The 22,426-nt window shown below is 26.8% G+C and carries 20 protein-coding genes and 1 tRNA gene; 11 read left to right on the top strand and 10 right to left on the bottom strand.

The genetic code is table 11. From position 1 onward, the window contains the following. Positions 1-112 precede the first annotated feature (112 nt). A complete protein-coding gene (locus tag MBFIL_RS04480) occupies positions 113-379 on the bottom strand; it encodes a cyclase family protein (protein WP_066971872.1) in 267 nt (88 codons plus the stop codon). A 482-nt stretch (positions 380-861) separates the two neighbouring features. Here MBFIL_RS04480 and thsA point away from each other — a divergent pair, with 482 nt between their 5' ends. From thsA to MBFIL_RS04465, 3 genes are all read left to right on the top strand, one after another. Further along, positions 862-2,478 (top strand): thermosome subunit alpha, encoded by a 1,617-nt coding sequence (gene thsA / locus MBFIL_RS04475; protein ID WP_066971870.1) that lies wholly within the window; start codon positions 862-864, stop codon positions 2,476-2,478. A gap of 378 nt (positions 2,479-2,856) precedes the next feature. Further along, on the top strand, positions 2,857-4,035 hold the full coding sequence (locus MBFIL_RS04470) for a trans-sulfuration enzyme family protein (RefSeq protein WP_211261710.1): 1,179 nt from the start codon (positions 2,857-2,859) through the stop codon (positions 4,033-4,035). Between the two features lie 767 nt (positions 4,036-4,802). Next, positions 4,803-6,470, top strand: a complete 1,668-nt coding sequence (locus MBFIL_RS04465; RefSeq protein ID WP_066971868.1) for an ATP-binding protein — start codon at positions 4,803-4,805, stop codon at positions 6,468-6,470. A gap of 177 nt (positions 6,471-6,647) precedes the next feature. Here MBFIL_RS04465 and MBFIL_RS04460 read toward each other — a convergent pair whose 3' ends face one another. Then, a complete protein-coding gene (locus MBFIL_RS04460; protein WP_066971866.1) occupies positions 6,648-7,037 on the bottom strand; it encodes a DUF192 domain-containing protein in 390 nt (129 codons plus the stop codon). A gap of 416 nt (positions 7,038-7,453) precedes the next feature. Between MBFIL_RS04460 and MBFIL_RS04455 the strand changes: the two genes are divergently transcribed. Next, entirely contained in the window at positions 7,454-8,659 is a 1,206-nt protein-coding gene (locus tag MBFIL_RS04455) for a methionine adenosyltransferase (protein ID WP_066971865.1), read from the top strand. Positions 8,660-8,998: 339 nt separating this feature from the next. Here the strand turns inward: MBFIL_RS04455 and MBFIL_RS04450 are convergent, their stop codons facing one another. The 5 genes from MBFIL_RS04450 to MBFIL_RS04430 all read right to left on the bottom strand — a co-directional run bounded on the left by MBFIL_RS04450 (position 8,999) and on the right by MBFIL_RS04430 (position 12,700). Next, entirely contained in the window at positions 8,999-9,862 is an 864-nt protein-coding gene (locus MBFIL_RS04450) for a DUF4013 domain-containing protein (protein ID WP_066971863.1), read from the bottom strand. Positions 9,863-9,913: 51 nt separating this feature from the next. Then, the gene (locus MBFIL_RS04445) at positions 9,914-10,714 is read right to left on the bottom strand and encodes a DUF4013 domain-containing protein (protein ID WP_066971861.1); all 801 of its coding nucleotides are present in this window, start codon (positions 10,712-10,714) and stop codon (positions 9,914-9,916) included. A gap of 349 nt (positions 10,715-11,063) precedes the next feature. After that, the gene (locus tag MBFIL_RS04440) at positions 11,064-11,435 is read right to left on the bottom strand and encodes a HEPN domain-containing protein (protein ID WP_084266298.1); all 372 of its coding nucleotides are present in this window, start codon (positions 11,433-11,435) and stop codon (positions 11,064-11,066) included. Next, positions 11,428-11,739: a nucleotidyltransferase domain-containing protein gene (locus tag MBFIL_RS04435; RefSeq protein WP_066971860.1), complete on the bottom strand. Its 312-nt coding sequence runs from the start codon at positions 11,737-11,739 to the stop codon at positions 11,428-11,430. Before MBFIL_RS04435 ends, MBFIL_RS04440 begins: the two co-directional genes overlap by 8 nt. A gap of 154 nt (positions 11,740-11,893) precedes the next feature. Next, entirely contained in the window at positions 11,894-12,700 is an 807-nt protein-coding gene (locus MBFIL_RS04430; RefSeq protein ID WP_066971858.1) for a TrmB family transcriptional regulator, read from the bottom strand. Positions 12,701-12,901: 201 nt separating this feature from the next. Between MBFIL_RS04430 and hcp the strand changes: the two genes are divergently transcribed. Together hcp and MBFIL_RS04420 are read left to right on the top strand one after the other, a co-directional pair. Further along, positions 12,902-14,206, top strand: coding sequence for a hydroxylamine reductase (hcp, locus tag MBFIL_RS04425; protein WP_066971856.1), 1,305 nt, complete (start codon positions 12,902-12,904; stop codon positions 14,204-14,206). A gap of 81 nt (positions 14,207-14,287) precedes the next feature. Further along, on the top strand, positions 14,288-14,617 hold the full coding sequence (locus tag MBFIL_RS04420; protein WP_066971854.1) for a cupin domain-containing protein: 330 nt from the start codon (positions 14,288-14,290) through the stop codon (positions 14,615-14,617). 59 nt (positions 14,618-14,676) lie between these two features. Here the strand turns inward: MBFIL_RS04420 and MBFIL_RS04415 are convergent, their stop codons facing one another. Then, positions 14,677-15,069: a type II toxin-antitoxin system VapC family toxin gene (locus MBFIL_RS04415; RefSeq protein WP_066971853.1), complete on the bottom strand. Its 393-nt coding sequence runs from the start codon at positions 15,067-15,069 to the stop codon at positions 14,677-14,679. A 1-nt stretch (position 15,070) separates the two neighbouring features. Beyond that, positions 15,071-15,385: a hypothetical protein gene (locus MBFIL_RS04410; protein ID WP_066971851.1), complete on the bottom strand. Its 315-nt coding sequence runs from the start codon at positions 15,383-15,385 to the stop codon at positions 15,071-15,073. 414 nt (positions 15,386-15,799) lie between these two features. Between MBFIL_RS04410 and ilvD the strand changes: the two genes are divergently transcribed. Further along, positions 15,800-17,455 (top strand): dihydroxy-acid dehydratase, encoded by a 1,656-nt coding sequence (gene ilvD / locus MBFIL_RS04405; protein WP_066971849.1) that lies wholly within the window; start codon positions 15,800-15,802, stop codon positions 17,453-17,455. 562 nt (positions 17,456-18,017) lie between these two features. Here ilvD and map read toward each other — a convergent pair. Next, positions 18,018-18,935, bottom strand: coding sequence for a type II methionyl aminopeptidase (map, locus tag MBFIL_RS04400; RefSeq protein WP_066971847.1), 918 nt, complete (start codon positions 18,933-18,935; stop codon positions 18,018-18,020). Between the two features lie 264 nt (positions 18,936-19,199). On the opposite strand from map, the gene MBFIL_RS04395 reads away from it, so the two are divergent. The 4 genes from MBFIL_RS04395 (at position 19,200) to MBFIL_RS04380 (ending at position 22,316) form a co-directional block, all read left to right on the top strand. Further along, on the top strand, positions 19,200-19,607 hold the full coding sequence (locus MBFIL_RS04395) for a hypothetical protein (protein ID WP_066971845.1): 408 nt from the start codon (positions 19,200-19,202) through the stop codon (positions 19,605-19,607). A 133-nt stretch (positions 19,608-19,740) separates the two neighbouring features. Beyond that, positions 19,741-20,229, top strand: coding sequence for a hypothetical protein (locus MBFIL_RS04390; protein WP_066971843.1), 489 nt, complete (start codon positions 19,741-19,743; stop codon positions 20,227-20,229). Positions 20,230-20,463: 234 nt separating this feature from the next. Beyond that, a tRNA-Met gene (locus MBFIL_RS04385) sits at positions 20,464-20,538 on the top strand. Positions 20,539-21,545: 1,007 nt separating this feature from the next. After that, complete coding sequence (locus MBFIL_RS04380) at positions 21,546-22,316, top strand: nitrogenase component 1 (protein ID WP_245637456.1); 771 nt, start codon at positions 21,546-21,548, stop codon at positions 22,314-22,316. The last annotated feature ends 110 nt before the right edge of the window (positions 22,317-22,426 follow it).

Here is a 22,426-nt window from a genome sequence, read left to right as displayed (position 1 = left end):
AATAGATATTCAATGAAAAACATAGACAACAAATAAAAAAAACTACAAAAAATAATTTACAATCTAACCACAACTAAGAAAATTCACTGTCATCCATCAACTGAAAAATTAATTATTGCACAGCCAATATAAGTTTATCTAACTTTAACTCTGATACTAATTTACCACTATGATAATAATGAAATGGTGCATCTATATGGGTTCCACTATGTAATCCTGCTTTTATTTCATAAAGAGTATAATCTTCATTATTAAAGGTATCTTCATTATTAGGAGTATCTTTGTTATTAGGGATAATATTTTTTAAGTTAAATTCAGGATCTCCTGGAAAAACAGGAATAGTATTTCTTAAATTATGTGTTAAGTCTATATATGACATATTTAAATCTATTATAACTAATTGTATTTAATTTTTTAATAGTTATTTGTTTCATTAATTAGGAATTTTATATGCTTTTCATTACCATAAAGTATTTATATAACCTTAAACTCACTATGATATGCAATTAATTTTTTTAAGTTAATTAAATAGTTGGCTTAATTTGAATATCTATAATTAATTTTTAAATAATGTTTGATAATAATTTTAAGCTATTTTATGGTTATTAATTAAATTTTTAAGATAATTAGATTTGATTGTAGTATTTAATAATGTATTAATACTAACATAAAGGACATAGCTATTGTATTATTATCTCATTTTTTGTTTAAATTAAATATAGGTCTAATTTCATTAAAATTTCTATTTTAATGTAAATTTAAATATATATTATTTTTAGAATTTTTCATATTAAGTATAATTAAAATTTTTCATATTAAAATAAAAATAGAATAAAAATTTTTTAATTAAAAGTGATTTTTATGGCACAAGGACAACAAGTTATCGTTTTACCAGAAGGTACTAATAGAATTCTCGGAAGAGATGCACAAAGAAATAACATTTTAGCAGGTAAAATTTTAGCTGAAACTGTAAGAACTACTCTTGGTCCAAAAGGAATGGACAAGATGTTAGTGGATGGACTTGGTGATATTGTCGTAACAAACGACGGTGTTACTATTCTTAAAGAAATGGATATTGAACATCCTGCTGCTAAAATGTTAGTAGAAGTAGCAAAAACACAAGAAGATGAAGTAGGGGACGGTACAACCACTGCAGTTATAATAGCTGGAGAGTTACTTAAAAAATCCGAATCATTACTTGATATGGATATACACCCAACAATTGTAGCTTTAGGTTACAGACAAGCAGCTGAAAAAGCACAAGAAATCTTAAATGATATATCTATTGATGATGTAGGTCCTGAAATTTTATTAAACGTAGCTATGACTGCTATGACTGGAAAAGGAACTGAAAAAGCACGTGAACCATTAGCTAAATTAGTAGTTGATGCTGTTACACAAGTAGCAGAAGATGGTGAAGTAGACACAGATCATATTAAAATTGAGAAAAAAGATGGTGCTGTTGTAGAGGACTCTACCTTAATTCAAGGTGTTATAATTGATAAAGAAAGAGTTCATCCTGGAATGCCTGAGAACTTAGAAGATGCTAAAATTGCTTTATTAAACTCTCCTCTAGAAGTTAAAGAAACTGAAGTAGATGCTGAAATTAGAATCACTGATCCTGCTCAAATGCAAGCATTTATTGAACAAGAAGAACAAATGGTCAGAGGCATGGTTGATAAAATAGCTGACTCTGGTGCTACTGTTTTATTTGCTCAAAAAGGTATTGATGATCTTGCACAACATTATTTAGCTAAAGCAGGAATACTTGCAGTTAGAAGAGTTAAAAAATCAGATATTGAGAAATTAGCTAAAGCAACTGGTGCTACTGTTATTTCTAACTTAGATGATTTATCTACTGACGATTTAGGACATGCTGGAAGCGTTGCAGAGAAAAAAATCTCTGGCGAAGAAATGATCTTTGTTGAAAACGCTAAAGAAGCAAAATCTGTAACATTACTCGTTAGAGGAAGCACAAAACATGTTGTAGATGAAATTGAAAGAGCAATTGAAGACGCAATTGGTGTTGTAGCTGCAACTGTTGAAGATGGTAAAGTTGTTGCTGGTGGAGGAGCTCCTGAAATAGCTATTGCTAAAAAATTAAAAGACTTCGCTGAATCCATTAGTGGAAGAGAACAATTAGCAGTAACTGCATTTGCAGAAGCTTTAGAAGTCGTTCCTAAAACCTTAGCTGAAAACGCAGGACTTGACAGTATTGATTCATTAGTAGACTTAAGAGCTGCACATGAAACTTCAAATTACATGGGTCTTGATGTATTTACAGGAAAAGTAAAAGATATGAAAGAAGCTGGTGTAATTGAACCTAAACGTGTTAAAAAACAAGCTATTCAATCTGCTTCCGAATCAGCTGAAATGATTTTAAGAATAGATGATGTTATCGCATCTACAAGCACTCCTGCTCCTGATATGGGCGGAATGGACCCAGCAGCTATGGGCGGAATGCCTCCAATGATGTAAATTTAGCTATTTTATCTTAAAGATTTAAATATTTATTTTAAATCTTTTATTTTTTTACTTTTTTAAATAATTTCATTGATATTTTTATAGATATTTTAATCAATATAATACTATTTTTTAAATTAATATTTATACACTGATTTCGCAAAATAGAAAATTTTGTAAAATCTCCCATAAGTACCTAAATCAGTTTTTATGGCTTTAAAATCCATTCTAATCTATAAAACCGATTTAACTTCATATAATAAGATTTTGCAAAATTTTTTATTTTTTCGAAATCAGTGTTAAATTAATATTTATCTTAATAAATAAATACTACTAATAACAGAAATTTAATATTTACTAAAAATAATGATTAAGAAAAAATGGGGAAATTTAATGACTATAAAAAAAAATAAAATGAATACTAAACTAATCCATGGAGGAATTTCTGAAGATCCTGCAACTGGGGCTCTAAGTATTCCTATTTATCAATCAGCAACTTTTAAACAAATAGAACTTGGAAAAACCACAGCAGGATATGAATATGGGAGATCTGGGAATCCTACAAGAGATGCACTTGAATCTTTAATTGCAGATCTTGAAAATGGAAGTGATGGATTTGCATTTGCATCAGGACTTGCAGCTATTACAACGGTTTTATTTTTATTTAAAAGTGGAGATAGAATATTAATCTCTCAGAATGTCTATGGTGGAACATTCAGAATTTTAGATGAGATATTCAATAATTTTGACTTAGAATATGAGATTATTGATACAGAAAATCTTGAGAAGTATGAAAATGTATTAAAAAATGATGAAAATATTAGGGGAATAATTATAGAATCTCCTACAAATCCTTTACTAACAGTAACAGATTTAAATGAAATATCAAAAATATCTAAAAAATATAATGTTTTAACAATAGTAGACAACACCTTTATGACTCCATACCTCCAAAAACCACTTGATTTAGGTGCAGATATTGTAGTACACAGTGGAACTAAATATCTTGGTGGACACAGTGATGTAGTAAGTGGACTTCTAGTTGTAAATGATAAAAAATTAGCTGAAAAATTGAGATTCTTACAAAATTCTACAGGTGGAATATTAGAACCATTTGACAGTTGGCTTTTAATTAGGGGTATTAAAACTCTTTCTGTTAGAATGGATCGTCACATAGAAAATGCGAAATATATTGCAAATGTTTTAAAAAATTCAGAAGCAGTAAATGAAATATATTTCCCAGGGGATGTTGATTTTAAAGGTTATCAAATACAAAAAAAACAAGCTAAAGGACCAGGGGGTATGATTTCATTTACCCTAAAAGAAGATTATAATATCAATGAATTTTTCAAAAATTTAAAAATAATTACACTTGCAGAAAGCTTAGGTGGTGTAGAATCTCTTGTTTCTCATCCAGTAACTATGACTCATGCATGTATTCCAAAAAATATACTAGAAAAAATTGGGATAGGCGAAAATCTAATTAGACTATCTGTAGGAATAGAAGACAAGGAAGATTTAGTTGAAGACTTATTAACTGCAATAAAAAAATCTAAAAATAAAATCAAATAATAATTCATTAAAAAAATTAGCTAAATCATTCAACATTTAATTTTTCAGCCAATAATTTTTTAAAATATTCTAAACTTTTTATTGTATAAAATTTTTATACTATTAATTCCATACATTTTATCATGTTACAAAAACTCTTCAGTTCAAAAACTAGAGTAGACATTCTAACTTTTCACTAAATAGGTTGTGCAACGATTATTTTTTGTAAAAATAGATATCTAATTAAAATAAATTAAAATATTTGTAAGTCATTAATACATATTTTTTTATAAAAAAAAATAAATGTTTAAAATAGTTATAATTAATAAATAACTCATATTAATTAGTTAAATCGAATTAAAAATAGTTTAAATGATAATAAAAATTAAATGTTTAAAAATAACTATGTTTAGTAAATAGCTGTTAATATTAATTAAAATAGAATTTTATTAAATATTCATGTTTATTTTTATAATATTATTTATTATAATTCTATAAATGTAATTTTAAGTTAATTAACAAAATTTAAAAACTTAGATTTTTGAATTGTTGCACAGCCTTTTTAATTTAATTAAATATGAAACTGTAATTTTATATGATAATTTAGGAAAAGCATATGATATAATAGATATGTTGAAACAGACAATATTACTTATTGACAAAACAGTTTACATTCTCATTAAATAATACTATTTTCTAAAAACATAAATAATTTATATTATAAATTTAATAATTATTAATAAGTTATATTATAAATTTGAAAAAAGATTGGGGAGGGAATATTAAGTATGGAAAATAATATTAATGGAAAATCTTTTAAATCCTCAAAACATGAAAAATTCAAAAAAATAATGTTAGGTAAACAAACATTTGAATTTTTAATAGAAAATGATTTTCTGTATATTGATAAAACAAGAGAGATATATAATCTTATCAATAATGAAAATACAGTTTTTTTATCAAGACCAAGAAGATTCGGAAAATCTTTACTTGTCAGCATCTTAGAAAATCTATTTTTAGGTAACAAAAAATCATTTGAAGGTCTTTACATTCATGACTATTGGGATTGGAGTGTAAACTATCCAGTACTACATTTAGATATGAGTACACTTTCAAATAAAACTAATGAATGGCTAGAATTAACACTTGCAGATTATATTAATGAATTTGCTCGAGATCATGATATTGAACTAAATGAAAAACTACCTGCAGATTATAATTTTGCTGTTTTAATTAAAAAATTACATGAAACTGCTGGTAAAAAGATTGTTGTTCTCATTGATGAGTATGATGCTCCTATACTTGATAACATCGATGATGAAGATTTAGCTGATGCTAATCGCAAAACACTTCAAAATTTTTACATGACACTGAAAAACTCAGATAAATACATTGAGTTTATATTCATAACTGGAATTAGCAAATTCATACACACTTCAATCTTCTCTAAACTAAACAACCCAAGGGACATTACATTATCTGAAGAGTATTCTACTATATGTGGCATAACTCATGTGGAACTAGAAAGCTACTGCTCACATTACATTCAATCTTTAGCTGATAAGGAAAATATGAAATATGAGGAGGTTTTATATGAAATTAATCATTGGTATGATGGCTACAGTTTTGATGGTGAAAAAAGAGTTTTTAACCCTTATTCCACTTTGTCTGCACTGAAAATTGGGGAATTTTCTCATTATTGGTTTGGAACAGGGACTCCTCATTTTTTAATAGATATCTTAAAAAATCGAAAAGAAGATATTGACTTTGAGAATATGATTATAACTGAGACAGATTTAAATGAAATCGATCCTATGAATATTGAAGATTTGCCCTTACTCTTTCAAGGAGGATATCTAACAATTGACAATAAATTTAAAAACGAAATGCATGAAACAGAATACTCTCTTAAAATACCTAATTTTGAAGTAGAACAAGCCTATAAAAACAACCTAACAAAATTCTATTTAAATGAAATTAAAGAAGATGTTATTGATTCACAGATAGAATTATGGGAATATATTAAAAAAGGGGATTGTGAAAGCTTATCTAATTATTTAGAAATCCAATTTGGGGAAATTCCATATTATCTTAACCTAACTACTAAAAGAGAAAGATGGAAAATCAAACAAACCGTATTTATAACATTGCTTAAAAATTTGGGGTTCAAAATTAAAAGTGAAGAACCAATTAATCAAGGTAGAATTGATGCAATTTTTAGAGACAAGAATCTAATAGTCATTACAGAGGTTAAATACACTCAAGATGAGAGAAAAACATTAGATACAATTGTTGATAATGCATTAAATCAAATACACTCAAAACAATATTACAGACTTTATAAAAATAAAAAATATGAAGTAATTTTACTAGCAATAGGATTTAAAGACACGAAAATAAATAAAAAGGACATCATAACCGAAGTAAAATGTAAAATAGAAAAATTAAATCATTAATAATCATTAATAATAATATGTACAAATTTAATTGACTTTTTAAAAAGGAAATATCATATAATTTATAAATTATTTTAATTATTTTTTCAATATCTAAAAAAATAGCTAAACTTATATTTTTACATATTTTTACTTTATTGTAGCAATTGGCTTTGAATCATTTTTAATACCAATTAATTAATGTTCTAATATAAAATCAATATTTCCTCTAAAATGAATTTCATCTCCAATACTTAGGTTATTATTTTTAATTGTTCCTTTTTCAAGTTCTATAACGTATTTAGCAGGATATTTTGGTTGGTATGTTTTCCATGGTTTAATACTTATCATATCATAAATAACATCGTTTTCATCTATAAAAAGAATATCTATTGGTATTAGCATGAAAAACATGTGTATTGCTGATGTGAAAGATGTTTTACTTTTAGGAATCTTGAAAACAAGTCCTTTTTCCACAGTATTTTTAAACATTAGTCCCTTTAATCTTGAATAATAGCTATCCATTATTTTAACAGGGTATTCAAGCTTATTTGGACCATATTCATTTTTTCTTATTATTAAATCCATATTAAATCAGCTATTTTTTATTTCATTTATACAACATGCGACTAGTTACTTTTAAATAGCTTATTAAATATATAACTTTTGAGAATTGTATAATGTAATAGTATAAATTTTGACTTAAATTGTAACATAGGAATTTTTCAAAATCTTAGGGTTTATCTGTTTATTTTTAAATTAAAACATTAGGAATCATTTTTAGATAATAAAAATTAATCATTGTTACATTATAGTACTATTAATTTCCAAAGTAATTTATACTATAAACATATAATAGAAAGTGTATTGTTTAATCAAAATTTTATTAATTAATCAAGGTTTTTTATTAACTTTGATTAAAGAAAATGTTATGATTTTCAAACTAAACATTATTAACTAATAGTTATTTAATACAGTTTAATAAAATTTTTGAGAGGGTAATTATGAGAAATATCATTGTTGAAAATCTTAATCAAAATCCAATTGAAGAAATTGACGTAGAAATTGTAGAAAGAAAAGGAATTGGGCATCCTGATAGTATAAGTGATGGAATAGCTGAATCTGTTAGTAGAGCTCTTTGCGAATTATATATGGACAAATTAGGTGGAGTTCTTCACCACAATACTGATGAAGTTCAAATCACTGCAGGGGAATCTGACCCTATTTTCGGGGGAGGAGAAGTAATTAAACCTATTGACTTCCTTTTAACTGGTAGAGGAGTTTCTGAATATGATGGAGTCAAGTTAGCTGTTGATCGTGTAGCTATTGAAGCCGCAAAAAACTATCTTGACGAAAATATAATAAATTTAAACACAGAAACTGATGCTGTTGTAGAATGTAAGATTGGGCATGGTTCTGGAGATTTGGTTGATGTGTTTAAAAGAGAAGGAGCACCATCTTCAAATGATACTTCCTTTGGAGTTAGCTATGCTCCATATTCTGAAACTGAAAACATAGTTTTAGCTACAGAAGAATTATTAAACTCAAAATCATTTAAAAAACAATTCCCTGGTGTTGGAGAAGATATTAAAGTAATGGGACTTCGTGAAGCAGATAATATTACTTTAACTATTGGTTGTGCTATGGTTTCACAACATTTAGCAGATAAAGATGAATATATAGCTATTCGTGATGAAGTAAAACAGCAAGCAGTAGACATTGCAACTAAAAACACTGATAGAAATGTTGAAGTATTCGTAAATACTGCAGACAATGATAATGCAAAAGGTGAAGAAGGATACTACTTAACTGTAACAGGAACTTCAGCAGAAATGGGAGATGATGGTTCAGTAGGTAGAGGAAACAGAGCAAATGGTTTGATTACTCCTTGCAGACCTATGTCTATGGAAGCAACCTCTGGTAAGAATCCTATCAACCACGTAGGTAAAATTTACAATGTACTTTCCTATGAAATAGCTAAAGACATTGCAAACTCAATTGAAGGAGTTAAACAAGTTAATATAATGATTTTAAGCCAAATAGGTCAACCAATCGATGATCCAAAAGCAGCAACTTCTCAAGTAATCCTTGAAGATGGCTACAAATTAGATGATGTATCTAAAAAAGTTGAAAGTATTGTTGATGGATGGTTGGAAAACATATCAACTGTAACAGAAAATATAATTAGTGGTAAAGCTAGAACATTCTAGGGTTTACGTATCATAAAATTATAGTTTATGATAAGATCTATTATTTTTATCATAGCTATTTTTAATTATTTTAATACTAATTTTTTATCTATTTTTTAGTTCTTTATTTTCAATCATTATTTGAGTTTAATTAATAATATTAATATTTTCATTACTATTTTTATTACTATTAAAAAGAATATATAAAATAATGGCATGAATGTAGATAGCTTAGATGATAGGTATTTTGAGGTTTGATGGTAAAATCATCAAATATCTTAATAATTAAGCTATTTTAAGCTATATTCATGAGTTTTATTATTTATTCTATTATTTACTAATTTTAATTCATTTTTAATATTAATTGTCTTTTACAAATCCATAGTTATTATCAATGTATGGTTCATTTTCATCTTCAGATAGTTTGTATATTGATCCAAGAATTCTATATTGGAAGATAATTATATATGTGTTAACTAAGAATGTTTGGATTATTGTGCCTATAATTCCAAATAAAACAAAAATAAGAGAGAATATTACTGTAATAACGAAAGCTATTATGCCTGACACAATTAAATAACCAATATATCTACCCCATCCAATTTTCCTAATGTCCTTAAGTATTTCTCTTATTTTGAATGCTTGACCTATGGAATCATATTTAGTTAGTCTACATACAGCTATTGTTGCTATGAGTGATGTTATAATAAATAATATTACTCCAATAAGTAATGTAACTCCAAAACCAACAATAAAATTTATTAATAAATCTTGAGGCACGTAATTTGCATATTGGGCACCATATTTCATTATAGCTGGTAGAATTTTAACTAAAGATCCATATAATGAAATAATCCCTATTATTGCTGTTATGATTGTTGGGATTAGATAATATACAATAGCAACAAATGTACCTTTAATTCCTAATATGATATTTTCTACTACTTTAAGGGGAGGTAACTCACTAATATTATTAATGGTATCTCGCAAGATACTTAAAACATAACCTTCCAATAATAAAGCAAATATTAAGGCAGTAATTGTTGCAATAATAAATATAATCCATTCAGCACTTAGAAAAGATGGAGATAAAGGAATAACTCCTAATTTACTAAGAATATTTGGAGTGTCTGCTATTAGATATATAATTCCAATTATCACGAAAATATTCCAATTTTTAAGTGGATAATCAAATCCATCTCTTAATATCTCTTTTAAACTCATTTTAGACACTTTTATAATTTGTATAATTTATTATAGTTAATAATTTATTTTTTATCTTCTTTTTTTAGCTATCTTATAGATTGAACCATAAATCCTAGGTATAAATAGGGTAATAAATGATCCAATAATAAACATACGCAATAAAGAGCCTATAAAACCACCTAAATTAAATATAAGTCCTATACTTTCAATAACAACTATTAATATTCCTAAAACAATAAGGTAGATAGTATACTTTACCCATCCAATCTTAGCTATATCATTAAGTATTTCTTTTATTTGAATTGCTGATTTTATTGAATCATATTTAGCTAATCTACATTTAGCTATTATTAAAAAATAAGTACTTATAAGTAATATAATTCCCATAATTATAAATACTAATATAAGATTTACTATTAATACTGGAGAGATGTGATTAATATAGTTAGCACCATATTGGGCATTGTATGACATAATCTCTCCAATCACACCAAATAAGTCCAGATATATTGATATTGCACTTATTATAATTAGTGGTATAATGTAGTATACAATATTTACAACTATACTTTTAATTCCAGTTTTCATATTTTCTATTGGATTAATAAAAATAGGATCATTAGAATTATTTATAGTATCTTTTATAATACTAATTCCATAACCTTCAAGGATTATTGTAGTTACTATGGAGATAATTATAGTAATAACTACACTGATAATCTCAGTTACACTCTGTGTTCCTATTGTTAATATGCTTAAAAGAAAAAAACTGTATCCTGCAGACAGTAGTGATAGCATTCCAACCATTAGGAAAAGTTGCCAATTTTTAAAAGGATATTTAAATCCATCAGTTATAATACGACTTAACATATAAACACGTTCAATGATAATTTAATTTAATAATTAATTTTAGTATTGGATGATTTAGTTTAATTAACAATATTAATTTATTCTTATTTTATAGTTTTGTTTTATAGTTTTAAATAACTTGTATTAATTTTTTAATAATTAATTCAATAAATAATAATGTTTTTTCAGAGGAGGATAAGGTTCTATAATTATTTAATCATTAAAATAAGGATAAATATTTAATTTAATGAAATTAATACTATTTAATCATATTTAATCACTATATAATCATGGAACACTTTCTTTGGTTTTTAATCATTACTTCTATTATTTATCTATTATTTTTTATTATTAATTGGTATAATCAATTTTATAAAAAATGTTTACACTCTTCAATAAATCGTTTAGCATTATATAAATCTTTTTTAGCTTTATTTTTTGTTGCATTATATGAATAATCATAATCTGCTTTTTCCCTATCTTTTTCAAGACTGTTAAAAAATTTTCCTATTTCTTTATTAAAATTATCATTAATAATATATTCTAAACCAAATTCACGGATAGTACCACTATGTGTTTTAGCGAATATTCCTTTTTTAATTAGTAATGCATTGGCTGCATGGAAAACAGCATAGTATGATCTGTTAATTGAGTCTGCGTAAAATTTATTGTTAAAATTTAATTCAGATACTTTTAAAAGTTCTATAGACTTTTCGAATGCTTTACTCACTTTTTTATCCAATCAAAACACCATCTTTTGCAATGTTCATATAAAAAGGGAAGTCTGAATGTGTTTGATAGTGTTCGTTGTGTATTATTTGCACAGAAAGATCTTCTCCAGTTTCAAGAAGTATATCAAAAGTTTTACTATAAATATCATCTTCAATTTTTAGATCATCGTCAATCTCAGAGGTTATAATGAGAATATCAATATCCGAATCATTTTTATCTTCGTTTCGTGCAACAGATCCATATAATATTATTTTTTCTATTTCAGGATGATTTAAAGAGCTTGCAAAATCAATAGCTAATTTTTTTCTATTCATTTTAAATCCTCATTTGGTTTATTAACAATTAAGTTAATACAATTTATTTAATTTATATGTAGTTGCTTATTATTAATATTTTACATGAGCAGACAAGAGATTTATTATTAATTAATTTAATTAATTTATCTGCTAAATATTCTATTAATTCCTATTAATTCTTATTTTTAATTCTATGTTTATTTTTATTATTTTTAATTTTTTTCTTCCATTGCATCATAAACCTATCATCATAGCTTTTTGCTATGTCTTCGTATTGATTCCATACTCCAATAGCTGTTGATGAGATAACATTATTTTCTCCACTGAATTTAGTGAAGATATGAATCATTTCTCTACTGTCTCCTACTATCATCTTTGCAAAAGGCAATGAAAATTTAAACACATCTGCTTTTGTTGATTTAAGTTCATTTATGATGTTTATTTGATGATTATCTACAAAACAATATGGGGAAGCCATTATATTTATCTCAACTCCTTTTTTAACTGCTTTATTTATTTTTTCTTTTAATTTTTCTCCTTCTTCTTTAAACATAAATCCCATTCTTATGTTTACTGATTTTTTTGCTCTTGATATTATTTCTAGTTCTTTTTTAATTATTTTTGAGTCTCCATGTATTAACCATACTGGAGCTGGTGCTTTTGATAGTTGGTCTTCGTATATTTCGTTTAATTCAATTTCACTTTCTTCAAGTTCATTTATAATCTTGTTTTTTCTTAGTTTAAATACTTCTTTTGGAGGTATTACTTGATAGTTTATTGGTCTGCCTGGACTTTGCTCAATAAATCCTTTTTGAACAAGGGATCTCAGAATATCATAAATTCTTGATCTCGGAACATTTGCTTTTTCACTAATTTCTGTTGCTGTTCCTGTTATTATATAATTTAATGCTAAATAGCTATTTGACTCATATTCATTAAGTCCAAATATTTTAAGTGATTTTAATATTTTATTTTCCATAGTTAATCCTTCATATTTCTTTAATATTATATTGTTTTTCCCTATTTATAAAATTTGTCTTATTTTCACTTAACTAGTTACAAAATATTTATATGTCCTTCAAGACAACTTAGTTACTGTAGAATTAAAATGAATTAGTTTAAGAAATTTGAAAAATCTAAGGTTTTTAGAAATCAGTGTTATATATTGGAGGAATTAAATATGAGTAATGACTTAGACATGTTTTGTTATCAGTGTAGTCAAGCAGCGAACGGTAGTGGATGTACAATCACAGGAACATGTGGTAAACAACCAACAATAGCTAAACTTCAAGATAACTTAACCTATATTGTTCGTGGAATAAGTGCATATAATCACCATTTAAATCAATTAGGAGTCAGTGACCCAGAAATTGACGAATTTTTAACAAATGGAACTTACACAACTTTAACCAATGTTAATTTTGATTTAGAAAATTTAGTTGAACTCGCTCTTGAAGGAGGAAGAATCAACTTAAAAGCAATGGAACTACTTAAAAAAGCTCACATTGAAAATTACGGCGAACCAACTCCAGAGACAGTTGAAGTTGGAGCAAAAGAAGGTCCAGGAATACTTGTTACAGGACACGATTTAAAATCTCTTGAAGAACTTTTAAAACAAACAGAAGGAAAAGGAATCAATGTATATACTCACAGTGAAATGTTACCAGCTCATGGATACCCAGAACTTAAAAAATATGATCATTTAGTAGGTCAATTAGGTGGACCATGGTTTGATCAGAGGAAAATATTCTCAGATTATAATGTAGCTATTTTAGCAAATTCTAACTGTGTACTTATTCCAAATGACGAATATAAAGACAGAATATTCACATCCGCTCCAGCTAAATTACCTGGAGTAATTCAGATTAAAGATAATAATTTCGCCCCGATTATTGAAAAAGCTATTGAATTAGGTAGTATCTCAGAAGAAAAAGATAAAAAAACATTAACAACAGGTTTTGGAGCATCAACAATATTAGATCTTGCAGGTAAAATCAAAGAGTTAGTTGAAGCTGGAAAAATCAAAAGATTTTTCTTAGTTGGAGGATGTGACTCTCCACTTAAAGGAACACAGTATTTCAGAGAATTCGTTGAAAAATTACCAAATGACACAATTGTTCTAACTCTTGCATGTGGAAAATACAGATTCAATGACCTTGATTTAGGGAATATTGAAGGAATACCAAGATTATTAGATTTAGGTCAATGTAATGATGCAATCGTAGCAGTGGATATAGCTGTTGCATTATGTGGATTATTTGATGTAGAATTAAATGAATTACCATTGACAATTGTATGTAGCTGGATGGAGCAAAAAGCAGTAGCTATTTTATGGAGCCTTTTATACTTAGGCAAAACAGATATAATTCTCGGACCAGTATTACCTGCATGGGCAAATGATGATATAACTAATTATTTAGTAGAAAATTTCAACTTAACTCCTGCAGGAAATCCTGAAGAAGACATTAAAAGAATTTTAGGATAATTATTCCTAATTATTCTTAGTTATTCCTAATTATTATTAATTATTCCTAACTATTCTTTAATAATTACATGAGGTGATAATTTGCCAAATGACTTAATTTCAAAAACAATAGTTATAAATGAACTAATTGATTATCAAAAGGGCTCTGTTGTAAGTCGTGAAATCATTAAAAAAGAAGCAGGAACAGTAACCATATTTGCTTTTGATAAAGGAGAAGGATTAAGTACTCACAGTGCACCATATGATGCTATAGTTCAAATAATCGAAGGTAAGGCTAAAATAACTATTGATTCCAAGGACAACTTCTTAGAAGCTGGAGAGATGATTATTATGCCTGCAAATATCTCCCATGGTTTAATAGCTATTGAAGAATTTAAGATGATTTTAACTATGTTGAAATCTAAAAAATAGATATCTAAAATTAGCTATTTATTTCTATTTATTTTTTTGATATTAATTTTAGATAATATTTAATATATTCTTATTATACCTTCTTTATTATTGAAATCTTTGTCAAATGATACTATTTCTTTTATTTCTAAGTCTTCCATCAGAGCTATGTATGCACAATCAAAAAAAGATAATCTATCCTTATATTTCATGACTTTTTTAAAGCTTTCATCATATATGTAGCTGTCTTCTACAATTTCAAATTTTTTATTCATGTATTCATACACTGTTTTTGTTAATTCTTTATTTACTTTTAGTTTTATGTTTAAAACAGTTACAACTTCTGTAATTACTAAATTAGATATTATTTTTTCTTCATTTTTTATACTTTCCATCAATTCTACAGCTCGCTCATGAAAGCTTACTTTATCAACAAAAAAGTTAATAATGAAACTTGCATCTAAGAATATCATTTTATAACCATTCCTTATCTGAACGTACTTCTTTTATAGCTTTCAATGTATCAAATGGTTTATCTATTTTAATTATTCCTGCCATTTCCATAAGTTCGTCGGGATCAGGGTTATATGTGTCTTTATTACGTATTAAATGTTCTGGTATTTTCATTGAGGGTTTATTTTTATTCTCATCTTTTATTCCTTTTATAATATATTCATTTATTAGCTTGTTTTGGGTTATTTCTTTATCAATAGCTATTTTTTTCAGTTTTTTCATTATATTTTTTTCAATTACTATTGAGGTTTTCATTTTTTCGTTTGCTACTTTCATAAATAATATGCTTCCTGTTAAAATTGTATAGTTAGTATATTCTTCTTGGCACTTTTATATTTTTCCTCTTTTGCATTTTTAAATTTTAAAATCCTGATCTTATCAAACTATATTATTCCCAGAAAAATTTTATTTTTTACTCAAATAAAAGATTTTAATAGACTTTAAACTTATCAACCTACTTATTATTTATTAAATTCATATTAAAATTTTAAGCTTACAAAAGAAGATGTATGGGTAAAAATAACAAGATCAATAATGCCAAAATGTAAAAATATAACACTCTATTATAAATACTATTAATTTAAAATTTAGAAATATATTAATAATTTTATTTTAATTTAAATTTACTCAAATGAATTTTTAATGATTTATTTTTAATTATTTTTATAAAAATTATGTTAATGTGATTTAATGAGAAGCGATAATATAAAAAAAGGCTTTGAACGAGCACCTCACAGATCTCTACTTAGAGCATGTGGTGTAGGGGATAATGATTTTGATAAACCTTTTGTTGCAATAGCTAATAGTTTTACTGATATTGTTCCAGGTCATATTCACCTTAGAAAAATAGCTGAAAGTGTGAAAGAAGGTATTAGGGAAGCTGGAGGTATTCCTTTTGAATTTAATACAATGGCTATTTGTGATGGATTATCCATGAATCATGATGGTATGAGATACTCTCTTCCTTCAAGGGAGATAATAGCTAATACTGTTGAAAGTGTAGTAATGGGACATAGTTTAGATGGTATTGTACTTATTCCAACATGTGATAAGATTGTTCCAGGAATGTTAATGGCGGCAGCAAGATTAGATCTTCCAGCGATAACTGTTACAGGTGGACCAATGATGCCTGGAAACTTTAAAGGCAAAAATGTAGATTTTATTGATGTTTATGAAGGAGTCGGGGCTGTATCTTCTGGTAAAATGACAGAAGAGGATTTAAATCAGCTTGAAAGATGTGCTTGTCCTGGTCCTGGTTCATGTGCAGGTTTATTCACAGCAAATACTATGGCATGTATAACTGAAAGCTTAGGAATGAGTCTTCCAGGATGTGCAACTACTCATGCAGTAGATGAAAAGAAATTAGAGATTGCAAAAGAATCAGGTAAAACAATAATTGACATGATTGCGACAGATCTTAAACCATCTAAAATACTTACTAAAAATGCTTTTATAAACAGTATAGCTATTGACATGGCTCTGGGAGGCTCAAGTAACACAGCACTACATATTCCAGCAATAGCTAGTGAAGTGAATAGGGGTGATTTAGATGTAAACTTGTCCTTATTTGATAAAGTAAGTAAAGAAATCCCACATATAGCTTCAATCAGTCCAACTGGTGATGATTCAATGTTAGATCTTCACAATGCTGGAGGAATTCCAGCTGTTTTAAAAACAATTAGTTCTTTAATTGATACTTCAACTATTACATGTAATGGAAAAACAATGGAAGAAAACATAAAAAATATTGAAATTAAAAACACTGATGTTATAAGACCAATCACAAGTCCAGTACACAAAGAGGGAGGAATAGCGGTTTTATATGGTAATTTAGCACCAAATGGCTCTGTTATTAAACAAGGGGCTGTAGAAGAGGCAATGTTATATCACAAAGGTCCTGCAAGAATTTTCAACAGTGAAGAAGAATCTGTTAAAGCAATATATGAAAACAGAATAAATGAAGGAGATGTAGTTGTCATCAGATGTGAAGGTCCAAGAGGTGGACCAGGCATGAGAGAAATGCTAAATCCAACAGCAGCATTATCTGGAAGTGGAATTAAAAACGTAGCTCTAATAACTGATGGAAGATTCTCAGGTGGAACAAGAGGACCATGTGTAGGTCATATTTCACCAGAAGCCTTAGATAATGGTCCAATAGCTGGACTTAAAGAAGGTGACATCATAACCATTGATATTAAAAATAGAAAAATTGATGTTGACCTAGAAGATGCAGAGTTAGCAAAAAGAATAGAAAATTCAAATCTAAAACTTAAATCACTAAAAGGATGGCTTGGAATCTACCAAAAACTAGTAAGTTCAGCAGATAAGGGAGCAATTTTAAGATAGCTATTAAAGTATTCTTTTATTAATTATAATTCTCATCTAAATAATTATTACTTTATTCATTAAATTCTATATTTTTTATATAGCTATCCAAAAATTTTATATATTATGAAGTATATACCATTACATGTGACTAATGAATAGTCACTTTTCAATTAAAAAACATGGCATGAATAGATATTATCAATAATTGTTGGTTAAGAGATAACTAGTGATAGTCAATAATTACAGTTAACAATGAAATTGTCCTTCATTCATTATCAAAAACACGGATATACTTCAAGTACTAGACAAAATTTAATAACCGAAATTCACACAACCAACAATTTTTGTCAATTAAAGTTTGAATGTTTTTCTTAAATGATTTTAAGCTAATGTTCATTTTTTATTGACTTGTTTAAACCTACTATTTTTATAGAATATGAAACAAACTTTTAAAAAAAGTTTGATCAAAAGCTATTTCCAAAAATAAACCATTTTAAGCATAAGAAATGCTTTTATTAATATATATAACTTATAGTTTTATAGCTATTTTTAAAAAAAATGCATAATTAATAATTAATAGCTATTTTGTAGTAATAATACAGCTATCTTTTTCAACAATAACAGTATGTTCTTTTTGAGATACCCATGCATTTGTCTTTTCTTTAAGTGCAGGGTAAGGGTAAACTGCCATAGAATTTGATAATTGTCTAAGTGAGCTATTTAATCTATTAACATTGAATTTTTCTGTTAACCATCTTGATGCAAATGGAAGAGAACTATATTCTGATTTTATTTCATTTAATACTTTTTGTGTATGTTGCATTCTGAAAGGTTTGTCTGCAATTAATTTATAGATATTAATACTTTTTGTATCATCTACCCAACCTACTCCATCAGTTGCAAAAGGTTCAATAGCCAGTACATCACCTTCTTTTATTTTTTTAGTACTATGATCATCTATATTTGGTATAGATAGTCCTGAATGCAAATTCCATTGTTCTAAACTATGTCCTGCTAGATTAATTATTGGTTTAAATCCAAAGCTATTTATAGCCTCTTCTACTGCTTTTCCTATTTGCCCTACTTCTACATCTGCTTTTACAGTACTAATAGCTGCTTCAAGTCCCGTAGCGGATGCTTCAATGAGATTATTATTCTTTTCTATTGTGTCCTCACTAAATTTCTCTTCTAAATTATCCCCAGGAGCCATGATTGTAATAGCTGAATCTGCAATATAACCATCTATTTCAGCACCTAAATCTAATTTAACAAGATCTCCAGTTTTTATTGTATTAGTGTCATTTAATGGTGAAGTGTAATGGGCAGTTATTTCATTAATAGAAACATTAACTGGAAACGCGATTCCAGCACCTTCTTTTTTTATTTCGTTTTCAACATATTCTATTAATTCAACAATAGCTAAACCATCTTTTATAATTTTTGTAGCTTTATCTCTAACTTTAGAGACTATTTTTCCAGATTTATAATATTCGTCCATTTTATCATCAATCCCATAATTTTCTTGTTCTAAATTATTTTTGATTTACTTTTCTTTTAATTTTACAGATTTTGTTTAGTTAATTTAAATTATAATGAAATATACATAAGAGCATGCTTAAATTTTAAAATATTTTTAATTACAATATTTATATATACTTCTTCTTATATAATTAAATATATTAGTATTAGTTTATATTATTTACACTAACATCAATGTTTTTTATCTTTGTTTAGTGTATAATTAGATGATGGGAGGACGAGAATGGACTTAAATTTCACAACTATGCAGATATTCTTGTTGATAATTTTAGCTATTATATTTATCATAATTGTTGTTGTTGTTTCTAACTGGAAGAAAGTTAATGATTCTAATACATCAATTAAACTCTTAGAAAAAGAAATTGAACTTAAAAAAATGGCTATGGTTGAAAAAGATCTTGATTCAAAAAGATTAATTGAAAATCAATTACCCTTACCTAAAGAACAACAGGAAAGACTTTCTGAACTTAGGAAATCAACATCTGATATAATGGGTGATGTAGGTTATCTTCACAGTGAGATAAATGAAAGGTTATCTTTACTTGAAGCAAAAACTGAGCATCAAAAGCTTTTAAAGATGCTAAATGAACTGGAAAAAAAAGAGAAACAACTTCTTAAAAATAAAAAATGAGTTATAGATTAAGATTAACTTTAGACTAATTTTTATTTAAATTAAATTTAAAGCATTTATAACCTTATCTTGGCTAAGGTTTATTTTAAATCAATTTATAACATAAATATTTAAATCAATTCAAGGTGACACAATGGAAGCTATTGAATTTTTAGCTGTTTTAATTTTAGCAGGGGCGATTGTAGTACTTATCTACTTTTTCCTTAAACATAATGCTGAATTCAGCGATAAATTAAGGGCATATGTTCCAACTGGGACTAACGTGTCTAAATTTTATAATGGGGGCGAAAATATGAATGTAAATGGAACTGATGAAACTACAAACAAGGATCCCTGGGGAGAAAAGATAAAAGGTAAATTTAAAGATATTGACAGACCTCATATTAACACAGATTTATTCTCTAAAAAAATAGATTTATTTTTGGATGAAAAAAGCGAAGAATTAATTAAAGATTGGTCTTTAGCTACTCAAACCGATATTAAAAATCTAGAAAAAAGATGTGATAAGGCATATAGGAACATTGATACCTTGGAAAAAAGGTTCAATGAATATAGGTCATACACTAATAACAAATTAGAGAGATTAGATGAAAGATTAAAAGTAGTTGAAGATAAAGAATAATTAAAAATAGCTATTTGATAAAACTTTTATTATTAGCTTATTATTTCTTATCATTCCTTTAATTTTTACTTATTTCTTCTTATTATTCATTTATCTCTAATTTTTATATTTTTTATATAGAAACCTTTATATACTAATATGTATAACATATTATATGTTGCTTATTTCAGGCAAGCATGTTTTTTATTACTTACTTTTATTTAATAATTTAACATTTATAATTAATACTCGTTTAGCAGGGTGGGGTAGTCTGGTGATCCCGCGGGGCTCATAACCCCGAGAGCCCTAGTTCAAATCTAGGCCCTGCTACTTACTTTTACTAAAATATTACTTTTCTTAAGTATTTTTTTCAATATTTATATATATTAATAGCTATTTTATTTTGGTTTTTGCAAATTATTTAGGCTGCATTTTTCGTTTCTTCCTTTTTTTCCTGTTTTGGGGATGTTTTTTGTATATTATTATATTATCGTTTCTATGAGTCCCAAGAATGTTTCAGATTTTTTATTCCTCTTTCTATGGTAAATAAGGTAAATAATGGAAAATTTATACATTGAGGATGTAATAATACTATACAAAAGAAATAGAAGGGTAATATTTCAAAATCATGTTATAAAATGTAAATGTTATAATCACTTATTAAAATTTGATAATTTACTACTGTCATGACTATTTAATTTTAAATATTTATATATTATTAATTTCATACCATATAGCTAAAATAAAGAAAATTAAAGCTTAATTAAAAAGATAACGAAATATTTAAAACCATAATATTAAATTGTCATGACACTACTTATTTATAGTTATTTACATTACTATTACTTATTTTAAACTTAATTGTATAATTATCATTTAAATTAGCTTTAAGTAATTATTATCTTCTTATATTATCTTTTTATATTCTTATTTATCTTATTATTTTTAGTCATTAAATTTTAGGTATGCCTCAACAGTAATATTTATATAGCAAATCAAACAATCACATTGTTATATAACAATTGTTATAAGTATGTATTAGATGAAAATAACTATTCTATAAATCATAACTTTGTGTGGTCTATTAAAATAGTTGTTATTGGATTTATAGGTAAACTAGGAAGTTAATTGAATGTTTTATTGATTTTAATTGAATAATTAGATTATAAACGTCTTATTAGGTTTTATTTTCATCGTATGAACTAAGTTTTTTTATACTACTGCCATATAGCTGTACTTTTGATGACTTTGTATGCAAATAAAACTTATATTAATATTAACTAATTCCATGAAAATTGAGAGAAAATGAAATTAAAGAGAAAAAAATAAGAGGAGTCATGAAATTGAGCCAAGATTCTAAAAAAAATAAATCAATAGATGAATACTCTATTGATTTAAGTAAAAATACATGCCCTAATCGAGAACAAAGGGCAAATGGTACAAATGTGTATTATGGGAAAGCTTCAGCATTGGTAGATGATGCTAAAAAGGGTAATGTTAAGTGTCAAGAAAGGAAATTTCAACAGTCTGGAGGATGTGTTCTGAATTTTTACCTTTCAAACAGAGTTACTACTATAAGAGATGCTGCTGTAGTGTTTAATGCACCAGTAGGTTGTTCTTCTGGTGCTTTAGGTTATCGAGAATTGTTTAGAGGAGTTCCAGTTGAACTTGGAAGACCAGCACAGTATAATGTTAACTGGTTAACAACTAATTTACAACAAGAGGATGTTGTTTATGGTGCTGCAGAAAAACTAAAAAATGCAATACTTAAAGCTGAAGAACGATATTCACCAAAGGCTATATTTATATTAACCTCATGTACATCTGGAATAATCGGTGAAGATATTGAAGCTACTGTAAACAGTGTACAACCAGATGTAAAAGCTAAAATTGTACCAATTCATTGTGAAGGTGTAAGGTCACGTTTAGTTCAAACAGGTTATGATGCATTTTGGCATGCAGTTCTAAAATATCTTGTTGATGAGCCTAAAAAGAAACAAAAAGATCTTGTTAATGTAGCAAGTATGTTATCATACACATGGCAAGATAGATTAGAAATAAAAAGACTTTTAGGTAAATTAGGTCTTAGGGCACAGCTGTTAAGTTAAGGATTTAATCGATTCTATAGAATTGCCTTAAATTAAACATTGCTTCTTTATTTTTTTCTTATTTCAGAAACTTCTTCTACAATTGGTTCTATTTTTTCTTGGTGGGGTTT

This window comes from Methanobrevibacter filiformis, assembly GCF_001639265.1.
Taxonomy (GTDB): domain Archaea; phylum Methanobacteriota; class Methanobacteria; order Methanobacteriales; family Methanobacteriaceae; genus Methanacia; species Methanacia filiformis.
Note: the sequence above shows the minus strand (reverse complement) of the source record. Positions and strands in the feature narration are given on the sequence as shown.

Bases quoted from the DNA above. Each gene is read 5' to 3' on its own strand.
- MBFIL_RS04480 (WP_066971872.1), bottom strand. From the start codon at position 379: ATGTCATATATAGACTTAACACATAATTTAAGAAATACTATTCCTGTT.
- thsA (WP_066971870.1), top strand. From the start codon at position 862: ATGGCACAAGGACAACAAGTTATCGTTTTACCAGAAGGTACTAATAGA.
- MBFIL_RS04470 (WP_211261710.1), top strand. From the start codon at position 2,857: ATGACTATAAAAAAAAATAAAATGAATACTAAACTAATCCATGGAGGA.
- MBFIL_RS04465 (WP_066971868.1), top strand. From the start codon at position 4,803: ATGGAAAATAATATTAATGGAAAATCTTTTAAATCCTCAAAACATGAA.
- MBFIL_RS04460 (WP_066971866.1), bottom strand. From the start codon at position 7,037: ATGGATTTAATAATAAGAAAAAATGAATATGGTCCAAATAAGCTTGAA.
- MBFIL_RS04455 (WP_066971865.1), top strand. From the start codon at position 7,454: ATGAGAAATATCATTGTTGAAAATCTTAATCAAAATCCAATTGAAGAA.
- MBFIL_RS04450 (WP_066971863.1), bottom strand. From the start codon at position 9,862: ATGAGTTTAAAAGAGATATTAAGAGATGGATTTGATTATCCACTTAAA.
- MBFIL_RS04445 (WP_066971861.1), bottom strand. From the start codon at position 10,714: ATGTTAAGTCGTATTATAACTGATGGATTTAAATATCCTTTTAAAAAT.
- MBFIL_RS04435 (WP_066971860.1), bottom strand. From the start codon at position 11,739: ATGAATAGAAAAAAATTAGCTATTGATTTTGCAAGCTCTTTAAATCAT.
- MBFIL_RS04430 (WP_066971858.1), bottom strand. From the start codon at position 12,700: ATGGAAAATAAAATATTAAAATCACTTAAAATATTTGGACTTAATGAA.
- hcp (WP_066971856.1), top strand. From the start codon at position 12,902: ATGAGTAATGACTTAGACATGTTTTGTTATCAGTGTAGTCAAGCAGCG.
- MBFIL_RS04415 (WP_066971853.1), bottom strand. From the start codon at position 15,069: ATGATATTCTTAGATGCAAGTTTCATTATTAACTTTTTTGTTGATAAA.
- MBFIL_RS04410 (WP_066971851.1), bottom strand. From the start codon at position 15,385: ATGAAAGTAGCAAACGAAAAAATGAAAACCTCAATAGTAATTGAAAAA.
- ilvD (WP_066971849.1), top strand. From the start codon at position 15,800: ATGAGAAGCGATAATATAAAAAAAGGCTTTGAACGAGCACCTCACAGA.
- map (WP_066971847.1), bottom strand. From the start codon at position 18,935: ATGGACGAATATTATAAATCTGGAAAAATAGTCTCTAAAGTTAGAGAT.
- MBFIL_RS04395 (WP_066971845.1), top strand. From the start codon at position 19,200: ATGGACTTAAATTTCACAACTATGCAGATATTCTTGTTGATAATTTTA.
- MBFIL_RS04390 (WP_066971843.1), top strand. From the start codon at position 19,741: ATGGAAGCTATTGAATTTTTAGCTGTTTTAATTTTAGCAGGGGCGATT.
- MBFIL_RS04380 (WP_245637456.1), top strand. From the start codon at position 21,546: ATGAAATTGAGCCAAGATTCTAAAAAAAATAAATCAATAGATGAATAC.